Genomic DNA, 13,134 nt, shown 5'->3' with positions numbered 1-13,134 from the left:
TCGGCGGACTCAAGCGAACAGAGCCTTGTGCTCGTCGCGCAGCAGGTTCTTCTGGACCTTGCCCATGGCGTTGCGCGGCAGCTCGTCGATGAAGAAGATCCGCTTGGGAACCTTGTAGTTCGCCAGCTCCTCCTTGCACACCGCCGCGACCCGGTCCACCGTCACGTCGTCGCGGCCCGGCCGGCGCATCGCCACCGCGACCACGGCCTCCCCGAAGTCGGGATGGGGCACGCCGACCACGGCGGACTCGACGATGCCGTCGATCGCGTCGATCACGCTCTCGACCTCCTTCGGGTAGACGTTGAACCCGCCGGAGATGATCAGGTCCTTGGCCCGGCCGACGATGTGGACATAGCCGCGGCCGTCGATCTTGCCGACGTCGCCGGTGATGAAGAACCCGTCCGGGCGGAACTCGGATCTCGTCTTCTCCGGCATGCGCCAGTAGCCGCCGAACACGTTCGGCCCCCTCACCTCGATGATGCCGATCCCGTCGGTGCCGAGGGGCTCGCCGGTCTTCTCGTCCACCACGCGCAGTTCGACGCCGGGCAGCGGGAAGCCGACGGTGCCGGGCACCCGGTCGCCGTCCAAGGGGTTCGAGGTCAGCATGCCGGTCTCGGTCATGCCGTAGCGCTCCAGGATCGGATGCCCGGTGCGCTCCTGGAACTCCCGGTGGGTGTCGGCCAGCAGCGGGGCCGAGCCGGAGATGAACAGCCGCATGCTCCGGCACAGGTCGGGCGTCATCCGCGGGTCCGACAGCAGCCGGGTGTAGAAGGTCGGCACGCCCATGAAGACGGTGGCGCGCGGGAGCAGTTCGACCACCCGGTCCAGGTCGAACCTGGGCAGGAACAGCATGCCCGACCCGTTCAGCAGGACGCAGTTGGTCGCGACGAACAGCCCGTGGGTGTGGAAGATCGGCAGGGCGTGGAGCAGCACGTCGCCGGGCTTCCAGCCCCAGATCCGGTGCAGCGCCTGGGCGTTCGAGCCCAGGTTGCGGTGGCTCATCATGGCGCCCTTGGACCGCCCGGTGGTGCCGGAGGTATAGAGGATCGCCGCCAGGTCGCCCGGCTCCGCCGGGACCGTGGCATAGTCTGGATCCAGGCCGCGCGCCCGTTCCGGCAGGGATCCGTCGCCGGACTGCCCGAGCGTCAGGACGTGGCCGACGCCGGCCTTGGCCGCGACCTCGGCGATCACCGGCTCGCTCTCCGGCCGGCAGACCACGACGGCGGGCTCGGCGTCACCGACGAAATAGGCCACTTCCGCCTTGGTGTAGGCGGTATTCAGCGGCAGGTAGGCGGCCCCCGCCCGGAGACAGGCGAGATAGAGGAAGATCGCTTCCGGCGACTTTTCGACCTGGACCGCGACCCGGTCCCCCTTGCGCACCCCCAGGTCGGTCAGCAGGCGTGCGTAGCGGCCGGAGGTTTCGTGCAGGTCGGCATAGCTGTAGATCCGGCCCCGGTCCTTGTTGATGAAGGGATCCGTCTCGATGAAGGGACTTGAGAGATCGGCGGGGAAACGGGACTGGAACAGGTCGTACAGGTTGTCGCTCATTTTTTCTTTGGCTCCGGGGGCTGCTTGGTCGATCCTCCACGCGCACCGACCATAGCCGCAGCATCTTGGGAATTGAAGCGCCCCGGAATAAGTTTGTGGCAGGCGGAAGGGCGCGGGGGCGGGATGATGGCGGACATGGCGCGGCGCACCTGGACATGGTGGTTCGACCAGCCGCCCGAGCGGCTGTGGCCGCTGCTGGCCGACACGCCGCGCTTCAACGAGGCGATGGGCCTGCCCCGTTATCAGGTGGAGGAGATCCCCCGGGAGGACGGCACCCTGCTGCGCCTCGCCCGCGGCACGATCGGCCGCATCGCGCTGGAATGGGAGGAGCAGCCGTTCCAGTGGGTGGCGCCCCAGGGATACACCCAGGTCCGGCTGTTCCGCTCCGGCCCCTTCGCAAGCGTCAGCCCGACGCTGGAGCTGACGCCGGAGCGCGGCGGCTCGCGCGTGTCCTACACCCTGGAGATGCGGCCGGCGAACTGGCTGGGCTGGCTGCTGGTCCGCCTGGGCTTCCTGGAACGGTCCGGCCGGCGTTTCGAGGCGCTGATCCGCGCCGCCGCCGACCATGCCGCGGGATCGCGTCCAGAGCCGTTCGACTATGTCCCGCCCGCCCCGGAAGCGGCCGTCGCGGAACGGGTCGCCGGGATGGTCCGGGCCTTGGAGGAGAGCGGCAACGGCCATGGGCTGTCGCGCCGCCTGGCCGACCATCTGCTGGCCGCGCAGGAGGTGGATTTGACCCGCATCCGGCCCCTGGCCCTCGCGCGGACCTGGGGCGAACCGGCCCGGACAGCGGTCGAGCTGTGCCTGGGAGCCGTCAAGGCCGGCCTGCTGACGCTCCGCTGGGACCTGCTGTGCCCGCGCTGCCGGGGCGCCAAGGCGGTGGCGGCGAGCCTGGACCGGCTGCCGAGCGGCGCCCACTGCCCGTCCTGCAACATCGACTACGGCAGGGACTTCGCGCGGAACGTCGAGCTGACCTTCCAGCCGTCGCCGGCGGTCCGGCAGCTCACCGAGGGCGAATACTGCCTGGCCGGCCCCATGACCACGCCGCATGTCCATGTCCAGCAGACGCTTCGCCCGGGTGAGGAGAGGACGCTGGAAACGGCGCTTCCCGCCGGCCCCTTGCGCCTGCGCACCCTGGAGCCGGGCGGCAGCGCCGACCTGGACTGGCTGCCCGCCCCGGGCCAGGGCTTTCCCCTGGTGGTCGCGGAGGGGGATGCCGTCGTGCCCGGCCGTCCCGCCGCCCCCGGCCTGCTCCGCCTGGAGAACAGGACGGACCGCCCCCTGACGCTGGTGGTGGAGGACCGGGACTGGATCACGGACGCCCTGACCGCCCACCAGGTGACGACCCTCCAGGCCTTCCGCGACATGTTCTCGGACGAGGTGCTGCGCCCCGGCGACGAGGTCGCGATCGGCACCGTCACCCTGATGTTCACCGACCTCAAGGGCTCGACCGCCCTCTACGACCGCATCGGCGACGCCAGCGCCTACCATAGGGTCCGGGAGCATTTCGCGGATCTGGCGAGGGCCGTGCGCGACCATGACGGCGCCGTGGTCAAGACCATCGGCGACGCGGTCATGGCCGCCTTCGCCGACCCGGGCCAGGCGGTCCGCGCGGCGCTCGCCATCCAGACGGCGCCCCGCGACGGATTGGTGATCAAGATGGGCCTTCATGCCGGCGCCTGCGTCGCGGTGACCCTGAACGGCCGCCTGGATTATTTCGGCTCCACCGTCAATCTGGCCGCGCGCCTCGAAGGGCGGAGCCGGGGCGGCGACATCATCCTGTCCGAGAGCCTGGCCGCCGATCCGGCCGTTTCGGCTGTGATAACATCGTTGCATTCCGAGGTGGAGTCGGCCGAGCTGAAGGGATTCTCAGCCCCTGTCACCTTCCGCCGTCTTGTTCCGGCGACCGTTAGTTCCTATACCGCCCTGTCTTGAAGAGGAGCCTTGGGGGAAGCCGGGCTGGCCGGCCGAAACCCCGTCAGGAGGAGTGGATGTCGGATCTGCGGCAGGTTTTCGCCGCCATTCTACCGTTGCTGGTCAGCCTCGGTATCCTGGTCCTGGGCAACGGCCTGTTCTCCACGCTGCTGGCGGTGCGCATGGGGGCGGAGAGCTTCCCGGTCGACCGTATCGGCATCATCATGGCGGCCTACTCGGTCGGTTTCGTTCTCGGAACATTGCGCTGCCCCAGGGTCGTCGAGCGGGTCGGCCATATCCGCGCCTTCGCGGCCTTCGCGGCGCTGGCCGCCATCTCGGCGCTGGTCCACGCGATCGTGGTGGACCAGATCGTCTGGCTGCTGCTGCGCGTCGTGGCGGGCTTCTGCCTGGCGGGGCTGTTCACCATCACCGAGAGCTGGATCAACGCCTCCTCCTCCAACACGGTGCGGGGCCGGGTGCTGTCGGTCTACATGACCGTCAACTATCTCTCCCTGGGCGCGTCGCAGTCGCTGATCACGGTGATCGATCCCAACGGGTTCGAGATCTTCAGCCTGGTCGCGATCCTGGTGGCGCTGTCGCTGGTTCCGCTGGCGCTGAGCCGGGTCCAGAGCCCGGGCACCGTCGGCACCAACCGGCTCCGCGTGATCGAGATCGTCCGGATCTCCCCGCTGGGCGTCGCCGGCTGCATCGGGGCCGGGCTGATCAACGGCGCCTTCGGCAGCATGGGCCCGGTCTATGTCCAGGCGCGCGGCGGCACGGTGGAGGATGTCGGACTGTTCATGATGGTCGCGATCCTCAGCGGCTTCCTGATGCAGTTCCCGATGGGACGCCTGTCCGACAGGTTCGACCGCCGGACCGTCTTCCTGGCGGCCATCGCCGGCGTCTCCGCCGCGGCCGTGGCCCTCGCCTTCGCCGACAACGTCCCGAACCTCGCCTTCGCGGCGATGCTGGGCCTCTACGGCGGCCTCGCCTATTCGATCTATCCGATCGCCCTCGCCCATGCGAACGACTTCATGAGTTCGGACGAGGTCGTGCCGGCCAGCGCCGGGCTGCTGCTGATGTTCGGCGTGGGGTCCGTGGTGGGGCCGGTCCTGGCGTCCCAGGTCATGGGCGTGCTCGGATTCAACGGGCTGTTCTTCTATATCGGGTCGATCGCGGGCGTCCTGGTGCTGTTCACGCTCTACCGCATGACGGCCCGCCAAGCGAAGCCGCTGGAGGAACAGGGCGCCTTCGTGCCGATGCCGCAGACCGCGACCACGCCGATCGCGCTGGAACTGAACCCGCGCGCCGAGGCGGCCGGGCAGGAGGCGGACCAGCTCGCCTTCGACTTCGACCCGCCGGACCGGATGCAGGCCCAGGCGGCGGAGTGACCGGGGGCGGGCGGGCAGCGGCCTTAGCCCGATCGGGCCGGAAATAAACCGGACATGGCGGCGTTATTAAACGCGTAATGCCTTTGCGCCATATTGAGGCCATCTCTTTCGTCTCAAGTTGGTAAAGCGTCATTGCGCGGGACCGGCCGGTTCCGCTTCGGGATGCCGTACCCCCACTGGAAGGCCGTCTGCCGTGTTTCCCGACCTGTCCGCCGCCCGGCGCCGCCGCCCGACCATCGCCGCGCGCGCGGTTGCCGGCATCCTGATGGCCGCCCTGGTCGCGGCGGCGACGGCCGCGATGCTGCTGGTCCCCATGGCCGGCGGGCCGCGCGCGGACGACATCCGGTTCTTCCGGATCGGCACCGGGACCACCGGCGGCACGTATTTTCCCGTCGGCGGCATGCTGGCCAACGCGATCAGCAACCCGCCGGGATCCCGGCCCTGCGATCGCGGCGGAAGCTGCGGCGTACCCGGCGTGATCGCGGTCGCCCAGGCCACCCAGGGCTCCGTGGAGAACCTGAAGGAAATGCGGACCGGGACCCTGGAATCGGCGCTGTCCCAGGCGGACATCGCCTTCTGGGCCCGCAAGGGGACCGGCCCCTACAAGGGCCAGCAGCCGTTCGAGCAGCTCACCACCATCGCCAACCTCTATATCGAGACGGTCCATCTCGTGGTCCGCGCCGAAAGCGACATCCGCAGCGTCGCCGACCTGAAGGGAAAGGTGGTCTCGATCGGCGAGGAGGGGTCCGGCACCCTGGTCGAGGCCCGGGTCATCCTGGAAGCCTACGGCATCGCGGAAACGGAGATCGATCCACGGTACCTGAAGCCGGGTCCGGCCGGCGACCGGCTGGTGGAGGGCGGGATCGACGCCTTCTTCATCGTCGGCGGGCATCCCGTCTCCGCCGTCGCCGAGGCGGCCGCCCGCACGCCGATCCGGCTGCTGTCCTTCGACGACGCGCAGGGCCGAAGCTTGAAGGAGCGGCTGCCCTTCTTCACCGAATCCGTGATCGGCGAGGGCGTCTACGAGGGCGTTTCGGAAACGCGCACCTTGGGCGTCGGCGCCCAGTGGCTGGTCCGCGGCGACGTCCCGGATGACCTGGTCTACGGCATCACCCGCGCGCTGTGGCATCCCAGCACCCGGCGCCTGCTGGACAACGGCCACCCGAAGGGGCCGTCGATCCAGCTCGCCACCGCGACGAGGGGCCTCGCCGCCCCCCTCCATCCCGGCGCCGCCCGCTATTACCGGGAAGCCGGCGTGCTGGAGGACGACGGCGCCGAGCCGAAGGTCGAGCCGCTCCAGGAGCCGGAGCGCCCCGAGGACGACCCCATGCCCGCCCTCCCGGTTCCCGTCCCCCCGGCCCAATAGGCTCGGGAAACCCCTCTCAGAGCAGCGCTCCCCAGGGTTCGGCGGCACCGGCGGCGTACCATTCGCGCATGGCGGGAAGCCCCAGGACCGTGCCGACATAGGCCTGGGCGACCTCGTCCAGTTCCACCCCGTACGTGTCGAAACGGGTGCAGACCGGCGCGTACATGGCGTCGGCGACCGTGAACCGGCCGAACAGGAAGGGGCCGTCCGCGCCGAAACGCGCCCGCGCGTCGCGCCACAGCTCGGTGATCCGGGCGATGTCGGCCAGCACCTCCGGCGTACGCCCCTCCCCCGGATGCTTGTCGGTCACGTCCATCGGCATGTTCCGGCGCAGATCGACGAAGCCGGAATGCATCTCGGCCGAGATCGACCGGGCGGCGGCCCGGGCACCCCGGTCGTCGGGCCACAGGCCGGCCTCAGGATGGCTTTCGGCCAGGTATTCCAGGATCGCCAGCGAGTCATGGACGGTCACGTCGCCGTCGCGCAGCACCGGCACCTTCCCGGCGGGGGAATGCCGGAGGATTTCCGCCTTGGTTTCCGCCTGGCGCAGCGGGACCGTGATCTCGCGGAACGGGACGCCGATCTGCTTCAGGGCCAGCCAGGGACGCAACGACCACGATGACGAGGCCTTGTTGCCGATGACGAGGGTGAGATCGCTCATGAAGAACCGCCGGATCTGCGAAGGGTGAAGGTCGCGCGGGAGACTAGTTGCTATCGCGCGGTTTCGAAAGCGTCCCGATAGGAAACGGCGCGCCGGACGGTTCCATCTTTTCAGCGGCGGCCCGGTGCTCCATGTTCTGGGCACCGCAACCATGATCGCGACGAAGGAACAGCCACTTGCTGACCCACATGCGCCCGAAGGCCGGGACGGACTCGATCCCGCTCACCCCCGTCACGAAGGATGGCCTCGAAGGCTGGCTCGCGGATCAGCCGGCAGGCGTGCGCGCCTGGGTCGCCGGCATCGGCTTCAAGGCCGAGTCCGGCAAGACGGCGCTTCTGCCGGGCGACGGCGGGAACCTTGCCCGCGTGCTGGTCGGCGTCGACGCCGACGCCGACCTCTGGGCCTACGCCTCCCTTCCCGCATCCCTGCCGGCCGGCGCCTACCATATCGACGCGGGCCTGGACGCCGGCACCGCCACCAGGGCGGCCCTCGGTTGGGCGCTCGGCTGCTACGCTTTCACCCGCTACAAGTCGAAGAACGAGCGGAGCTTCGCGACGCTGGTCTGGCCGGACGGCGCAGACCGGGACGCGGTGGAGCGCACCGCGACCGCCACGTATCTCGTGCGCGACCTGATCAACACCCCCGCTTCCGACATGGGTCCCGCCGAACTGGCCGCCGCGGCCGAGGCGCTGGGCGCCGAGTTCAAGGCCAAGGTCAAGGTGACCGTCGGGGAAGACCTGCTGAAGAAGAACTATCCCGCCGTCCACGCCGTCGGCCGGGCCAGCGCCCGGGAACCCCGCCTGATCGACCTGACCTGGGGCGACAAGGCCGCCCCGCGGGTGACGCTGGTCGGCAAGGGCGTCTGCTTCGACACCGGCGGCCTCGACCTGAAGCCGTCCAGCGGCATGCTCCTGATGAAGAAGGACATGGGCGGCGCCGCGCACGTGCTGGGCATCGCCCGCATGATCATGATGGCCGGGCTGCCGGTCCGCCTGCGCGTGCTGATCCCGGCGGTGGAGAACTCCGTCTCCGGCGACGCCTTCCGGCCGCTCGACGTCCTGGCGACCCGCAAGGGCCTGAGCGTCGAGGTCGGCAACACCGACGCGGAGGGGCGGTTGATCCTGTGCGACGCGCTCGCGGAAGCGGCGACCGACAAGCCCGACGTGATCATCGACTTCGCGACCCTGACTGGCGCCGCCCGAGTCGCGCTCGGCACCGAGCTTCCCGCCCTGTTCTGCAACGACGACGCCCTGGCCGACGGGCTGCTGGCGTCGGCCCGGGCCCAGGCCGACCCGATGTGGCGGCTGCCGCTCCACCAGCCCTATGCCAAGATGCTGGAAAGCAAGGTCGCCGACCTGAACAATATCGGAAGCGGCCCCTTCGCCGGGGCGATCCTGGCGGCCCTGTTCCTGGAGCGTTTCGTCGACAAGACGATCCCGTGGGCGCACCTGGACGTGATGGCCTGGAACCCGTCCTCGAAACCCGGCCGGCCGGAGGGCGGCGAAGCCCTGGGCATGCGCGCGGTCTTCGCCTATCTGGAAGGCCGCTATGGCAAAAAGAGTTAAATACTTGCCGATTTCAACTTGTTTCGGCACTCTCTCGGTCGAAACCCGATACGCGCGGGTTCGGTATCGGGAGTCAGCGCATGCCGCAGAAGCTTCAAGCCCTCGATCTCTGGCGCCACGTTCTCGTAACGAACGTGCGGCAGGCGGGGCCGGACCTGTCTTCCCGGCAACTGGCGCTGCTGCTCACCGTCTACCTGACGCCGCCGCCCCACACGGTGCGCGGCTTGGCGGCCACCCTGAACATTTCGAAGCCCGCGATCAGCCGCGCGCTCGACCGGCTGGGCCGCCTGGGATTCATCCGCCGCAAGCGCGACGAGGCCGACCGGCGCAACGTCCTGGTCCAGCGCACGGTCAAGGGATCGGTCTTCCTGACCGAGTTCGCGCATCTGGTGCTGGAGTCGCAGCATCTGGCCCGGGGCGACGGGGTCCTGGGCGACGGGCATGGCGCATCCCCGCCGGACCCGGTGCCGGAACCCGCGATGGAGGCCGTCCATGACCGCGTCCTTGCCGGATCCCCGGATTAACCCCTACCGCCCCGACCTCGCCGCGGCGCACTTGCAAGGCATGGTCCAGGCCGACCGCTTCATCGAGGGAGTGCCCTGCCAGATCAGGGCCGGCTTCGCGACGGTCAAGGGCTCGCCCGACTTCGCGGCCCGCCAGACGACCCAGGCCCTGTTCGGCGAGACGGTGACCATCTACGAGGAACAGGACGGCTGGGTCTGGGGCCAGCTTTCCGGCGACGGTTACGTCGGCTACCTGCGGCTCGACACGCTGTGGGAGGAGACCCCGGAGCCGACCCACCGGGTCGCCGCGCTGCGCAGCTTCCTGTTTCCGGAACCCGACCTGAAGACCCCGCCGCTCGACGTGCTGAGCCTGACCGCCGGGGTGGCGGCGGCCGGGGAGCGGAACGGTTTCGTGGAGCTGGCGCAGGGCGGCTGGGTCTTCGCCGGGCATCTGGCGGAACTGGGCACGCACCAGCCGGACTATGTCGCCACCTCCCGCCGTCTGCTGGGCGTGCCCTACCTGTGGGGCGGCAAGACCAGCCTGGGGCTGGACTGTTCCGGGCTCGTACAGATCGCACTGGCGGCGGCCGGCTTCGCGGCCCCGCGCGACAGCGACCAGCAGGGCGCCTCGCTGGGACGGGCGGTGCCGGAGGGAGAGGCGCTTCGGAGCGGCGACCTCGTGTTCTTCCCTGGCCATGTCGGCATCATGACGGGGCCGGAACGACTGATCCACGCCAACGCCTTCCACATGACGGTGACCGAGGAGCCGCTGGCCGACGTGGTCGGCCGCGGCGCCCGGATCACGGGAGTGCGCCGGCTCTAGGACCCGTCAGTAGCCGCGCGTGCGATCGACCAGGTCCTCGAGCGGCAATCCCGCCTCGAAGCGCCGGATCTGCTCGGCGATGTGGCCGGCCGCCGTGCGGGCATGGGTGACGGCGGCCACGTGGGGCGTCACGAGCACCCGCGGATGGCTCCAGAAGGGGTGGTCGGGGGCCAGCGGCTCCTCGGCGAAGACGTCGAGGCTGGCTCCGGCGATATGGCCGCTGTCCAGCTCCGCCAGCAGGTCCGATTCGTCCACATGCCCGCCTCGGGCGGCATTGATGATGCAGGCCCCCCGCGGCAGGGCGGCCAGCGTCTCCCAGTTCAGGATGCCGGCGGTCTCGGGCGTGAGCGGCAGCAGGCAGACCAGGATCTCGGTCCGGGCCAGGAACTCCGGCAGTCCGGCGGCGCCGTGGAAGCAGGTGACGCCGGGCAGATCCTTGGGCGAACGGCTCCAGCCCGCGACGTCGAAACGCAGTTCCTTCAGGACCCGGGCGGCGTCGGCCCCGAGCACGCCGAGGCCGAGCACTCCGACCCGGCGCTCGCGGGCCAGCTTCTGATCGAGTTGCCGCCACTCCCGCCGCTCCTGCTGCGCCCGGTAGGCTTCCGCTTGGCGATGCCAGTGGAGCACCTGGAGGACGACATATTCGGTCATCCCCTCGGTCAGGCCGGGCTCCACCATGCGGACCAGCGGCTTGTCCGGCAGGTCGGGATCGCTCAGCACCCCGTCCACGCCCGCCCCGAGCGAGAAGATCACCTTCAGGTTCGGCAGCCGGCCGAGCACCCCGGCCGGCGGCCGCCATGCCAGGGCGTAGTCGATCTCCGACAGGTCGCCGGCGTCCGGCCAGACCCTGATCTCCCGCCCCGGGATCTGGCGCGTCAGTTCCGGCAGCCATTCGGCCGGATCATCGGACGGGGACAGGAACAGGATAGTCATCGGCGAGAACCCTTCGAATATGACGGATCATGGATGCGCCAAGTCCTGGCACAGCTCCCGCCGTCCGGCAAGGGCGGGAGACGCGGTCGGTTATGCCGCAGGGACCTCAAGATTATCGGCTCGCCGATGCCGGGCGCGCGTGCGACTACTCCCGCATGAACTTCCTGCGCCGAGCCGCCGCGACATCATGCAATCCCGTCTGATCCAGCGACATGATCAGTTCTTCAAGCACCTGCTGGACCACCCCGGCACCGCCGGCGCGTTGATCCGCGAAAGGCTGCCCAAGGCCGTGACCGAATTGATCTCGCCCGCCGATCCCGTTCTCCTGCCCGGCACCTTCGTGGACAAGGAGCTTCGGGAATACCGGACGGATCGGCTCTACGGCGTCACCACCCGGACCGGCGGTGCCGCCTTCATCTATGTGCTGATGGAGCACAAATCGTCGCCGGACCCGCGCATCGACCTGCAACTGCTCGGCTACGAGACGCGCATCTGGCAGGATTGGGACAGGCGCGAAGGCCGGGACGCGGACGGCAGGGTCAGGAAGCAGCCCCCGATCTTCCCCCTGGTCGTCTATCATGGCGAGGCGGAATGGCGGATCCCGCTGAATTTCGCCGATTGCTTGGATCTCGGCGACGAGGCCATGCGCCCCCATGTTCTGGATTTCCGCTACTCCCTGTTGGACCTGGGGCGGATCGACGACGGGGGATTGTCGAAGGCGGAAAGGCTCCGGGTCGGGCTGCTGATCCTGAAGCATGGCAGCAGGGACGGCGACCTCCACCACACGCTGGTCAGGCTTGGACGGGCCGCTCTCGCCCTCGGCCCTGATGACCTGATCGCCCTGGTGCGCTACATTATGGCGGAACCGAACGCCGTCGAAGCGGCGATACTTCGAAACGCGCTGAGGGAAATCGTTCCAGGCCAGGAGACAAGGCTCATGACCATAGCTGATGAATTCAGGGCGGAAGGCATTCTGATCGGCGAAGCGAGGGGCAAGGCAGAGATTCTGTTGCGCCAGTTGAGGCGGCGCTTCGGCTCCGTACCGGAAGACCGGGCAGAGCGTATTTCCGGCGCCTCCGACGACCAGCTGAACACCTGGGCCGAGATCATCCTCGATGCCGCGACCTTGGACGAGGTGTTCGCCGAGCACAGGGCGAACTGAGACACGGCCCCGCGGCCGCCCTCCCTTCACCCCCGGGTCGTCGGCAACCTGGCCCCGCTGGTGTCGCTGCCCTTCATCAGCGCCATGTTGACCCGGGCCCCCGTCAGGTCGGCATGGCGGAGGATCACGCCGGCCGCGGCGCGGCAGCGCAGGTCGCAGTCGTTCAGCCTGGCATATTGCAGGTTGGTCGGCCAGGGGCGCTCCAGGTCGCCGACCGGGACGCTGAGCAGGACGCTGTCCCGCAGCGACCCGCCGGTCAGGTTGACCCGGCGCATACCGCACCCGGAAAGGTTGGCACCGCTCAGGTCCGCACCGCTCAGGTTGCTGTAGCTGAGGTCGGCCATCATCAGGTTGGAGCCTGTCAGATTGGCATTGCGCAGGTTGCAGCGCTGGATCTTGGCGGCGGACAGGTCGACCTCGCCCAGGGGCGCGTCGCTGAGATCCGCCAGATCCAGTTCCAGCCGCTGGCCGGACCGGCCCTCGCTGTCCAGCCATTCCTGGTGATGGGCGAGCAGCTCGAACAATCGCTCGCCCAGCGACTCCAGATTGCCGTCCGGGTTGATGCCCAGATGGGCCATGCGGGCGACGGCGTCGGCATCCAGCACGGCGCCGGACAGGACGGCGCCGGTCAGCGTCGTGTTCTTCAAAGTGGCGCCGGACAGGTCGGTGGATACAAGGATCGCGCCGGTCAGGTCCGCCCCGGACAGGTCGGCATCGACCAGTTCCGCCCCGGTCAGGTCGCAGTTCCCCAGGTTGGAGCCGACCAGGATCGCGCGGTTCAGGTTGGCGTCCATCAGTTCGGTGCGCCGGCTGACCACCGTGCCGGCGCTGGGCTGCTGCCGGGTGCTGACCGCGCCCAGCGACCCGGTGCGCAGGTCCGCGCCCGCAAGGTTCGCCTCCGCCAGGTTGGCGCCGTTGAAGCAGGCGCCGCGCAGGTCCGCGCCCAGCAGATCGGCCTGGCTGAGATCCGCCCCCTCCAGTTCGGCCATCATCAGCACGGCGGCCTTCAGGTCGGCCCTGGACAGGTTGCTGCGGGCGAACGAGGTGCCGACCAGCTTGGCGTTGCGCAGCACGACGCCGCCCAGCGGCAGCTGCGACATGTCGTAGAAGCTGAGGTCGGCCTGCACGCCGCCGCGCGTGCCGATCACCCACTTTCGGTGGGAGTTCAGCCGCTTCTTCAGCTCGGCGATGTAGGCGGCGCTGTGGCCGGTAGCCGGATGGGACATCGTGAGCTGCTGGCACTCAGCCTGGGGCGGTAGGACGAGGAC

At 69.4% G+C, this 13,134-nt stretch carries 11 protein-coding genes; 7 read left to right on the top strand and 4 right to left on the bottom strand.

Annotated features, from left to right (window positions below):
* Nucleotides 1-9: 9 nt before the first annotated feature.
* A complete protein-coding gene (locus IGS68_RS01845; RefSeq protein WP_201076878.1) occupies nt 10-1,548 on the bottom strand; it encodes a malonate--CoA ligase in 1,539 nt (512 codons plus the stop codon).
* A 135-nt stretch (nt 1,549-1,683) separates the two neighbouring features.
* Here IGS68_RS01845 and IGS68_RS01840 point away from each other — a divergent pair, with 135 nt between their 5' ends.
* The 3 genes from IGS68_RS01840 (at nt 1,684) to IGS68_RS01830 (ending at nt 6,219) form a co-directional block, all read left to right on the top strand.
* Complete coding sequence (locus IGS68_RS01840) at nt 1,684-3,483, top strand: adenylate/guanylate cyclase domain-containing protein (RefSeq protein ID WP_201076876.1); 1,800 nt, start codon at nt 1,684-1,686, stop codon at nt 3,481-3,483.
* Nucleotides 3,484-3,539: 56 nt separating this feature from the next.
* Nucleotides 3,540-4,853 carry an MFS transporter gene (locus IGS68_RS01835; RefSeq protein WP_201076874.1) on the top strand — a complete coding sequence of 438 codons (1,314 nt, stop codon included), beginning with the start codon at nt 3,540-3,542 and terminating at the stop codon, nt 4,851-4,853.
* A 193-nt stretch (nt 4,854-5,046) separates the two neighbouring features.
* The gene (locus IGS68_RS01830; RefSeq protein ID WP_247881128.1) at nt 5,047-6,219 is read left to right on the top strand and encodes a TAXI family TRAP transporter solute-binding subunit; all 1,173 of its coding nucleotides are present in this window, start codon (nt 5,047-5,049) and stop codon (nt 6,217-6,219) included.
* A gap of 16 nt (nt 6,220-6,235) precedes the next feature.
* On the opposite strand, the gene IGS68_RS01825 is transcribed toward IGS68_RS01830, so the two are convergent.
* Nucleotides 6,236-6,880: a glutathione S-transferase family protein gene (locus IGS68_RS01825; protein WP_201076872.1), complete on the bottom strand. Its 645-nt coding sequence runs from the start codon at nt 6,878-6,880 to the stop codon at nt 6,236-6,238.
* Between the two features lie 176 nt (nt 6,881-7,056).
* On the opposite strand from IGS68_RS01825, the gene IGS68_RS01820 reads away from it, so the two are divergent.
* The 3 genes from IGS68_RS01820 (at nt 7,057) to IGS68_RS01810 (ending at nt 9,771) form a co-directional block, all read left to right on the top strand.
* Nucleotides 7,057-8,445 carry a leucyl aminopeptidase family protein gene (locus tag IGS68_RS01820; RefSeq protein WP_371821874.1) on the top strand — a complete coding sequence of 463 codons (1,389 nt, stop codon included), beginning with the start codon at nt 7,057-7,059 and terminating at the stop codon, nt 8,443-8,445.
* Nucleotides 8,446-8,525: 80 nt separating this feature from the next.
* Nucleotides 8,526-8,969: a MarR family transcriptional regulator gene (locus tag IGS68_RS01815; protein WP_201076870.1), complete on the top strand. Its 444-nt coding sequence runs from the start codon at nt 8,526-8,528 to the stop codon at nt 8,967-8,969.
* Complete coding sequence (locus IGS68_RS01810) at nt 8,938-9,771, top strand: C40 family peptidase (protein WP_201076867.1); 834 nt, start codon at nt 8,938-8,940, stop codon at nt 9,769-9,771. The genes IGS68_RS01815 and IGS68_RS01810 overlap by 32 nt, the downstream gene beginning before the upstream one ends.
* A 6-nt stretch (nt 9,772-9,777) precedes the next feature.
* Here IGS68_RS01810 and IGS68_RS01805 read toward each other — a convergent pair whose 3' ends face one another.
* Nucleotides 9,778-10,704 (bottom strand): 2-hydroxyacid dehydrogenase, encoded by a 927-nt coding sequence (locus IGS68_RS01805; RefSeq protein WP_201076865.1) that lies wholly within the window; start codon nt 10,702-10,704, stop codon nt 9,778-9,780.
* Nucleotides 10,705-10,891: 187 nt separating this feature from the next.
* Here IGS68_RS01805 and IGS68_RS01800 point away from each other — a divergent pair, with 187 nt between their 5' ends.
* Nucleotides 10,892-11,866 (top strand): Rpn family recombination-promoting nuclease/putative transposase, encoded by a 975-nt coding sequence (locus tag IGS68_RS01800; RefSeq protein WP_201076863.1) that lies wholly within the window; start codon nt 10,892-10,894, stop codon nt 11,864-11,866.
* A gap of 26 nt (nt 11,867-11,892) precedes the next feature.
* On the opposite strand, the gene IGS68_RS01795 is transcribed toward IGS68_RS01800, so the two are convergent.
* Nucleotides 11,893-13,092: a pentapeptide repeat-containing protein gene (locus IGS68_RS01795; RefSeq protein ID WP_201076861.1), complete on the bottom strand. Its 1,200-nt coding sequence runs from the start codon at nt 13,090-13,092 to the stop codon at nt 11,893-11,895.
* Between the last annotated feature and the right edge of the window lie 42 nt (nt 13,093-13,134).

It is taken from the genome of Skermanella sp. TT6 (genome assembly GCF_016653635.2).
Lineage (GTDB): Bacteria > Pseudomonadota > Alphaproteobacteria > Azospirillales > Azospirillaceae > Skermanella > Skermanella cutis.
The sequence above is the reverse complement of the archived record's forward strand: the minus strand, read 5'-3'. Positions and strand labels throughout refer to the sequence as shown.

What these genes read in the sequence shown, in the direction of transcription:
- IGS68_RS01815 (WP_201076870.1), top strand. Translation starts at nt 8,526, where the DNA reads ATGCCGCAGAAGCTTCAAGCCCTCGATCTCTGGCGCCACGTTCTCGTA.
- IGS68_RS01845 (WP_201076878.1), bottom strand. Translation starts at nt 1,548, where the DNA reads ATGAGCGACAACCTGTACGACCTGTTCCAGTCCCGTTTCCCCGCCGAT.
- IGS68_RS01800 (WP_201076863.1), top strand. Translation starts at nt 10,892, where the DNA reads ATGCAATCCCGTCTGATCCAGCGACATGATCAGTTCTTCAAGCACCTG.
- IGS68_RS01840 (WP_201076876.1), top strand. Translation starts at nt 1,684, where the DNA reads ATGGCGCGGCGCACCTGGACATGGTGGTTCGACCAGCCGCCCGAGCGG.
- IGS68_RS01795 (WP_201076861.1), bottom strand. Translation starts at nt 13,092, where the DNA reads ATGTCCCATCCGGCTACCGGCCACAGCGCCGCCTACATCGCCGAGCTG.
- IGS68_RS01835 (WP_201076874.1), top strand. Translation starts at nt 3,540, where the DNA reads ATGTCGGATCTGCGGCAGGTTTTCGCCGCCATTCTACCGTTGCTGGTC.
- IGS68_RS01810 (WP_201076867.1), top strand. Translation starts at nt 8,938, where the DNA reads ATGACCGCGTCCTTGCCGGATCCCCGGATTAACCCCTACCGCCCCGAC.
- IGS68_RS01805 (WP_201076865.1), bottom strand. Translation starts at nt 10,704, where the DNA reads ATGACTATCCTGTTCCTGTCCCCGTCCGATGATCCGGCCGAATGGCTG.
- IGS68_RS01825 (WP_201076872.1), bottom strand. Translation starts at nt 6,880, where the DNA reads ATGAGCGATCTCACCCTCGTCATCGGCAACAAGGCCTCGTCATCGTGG.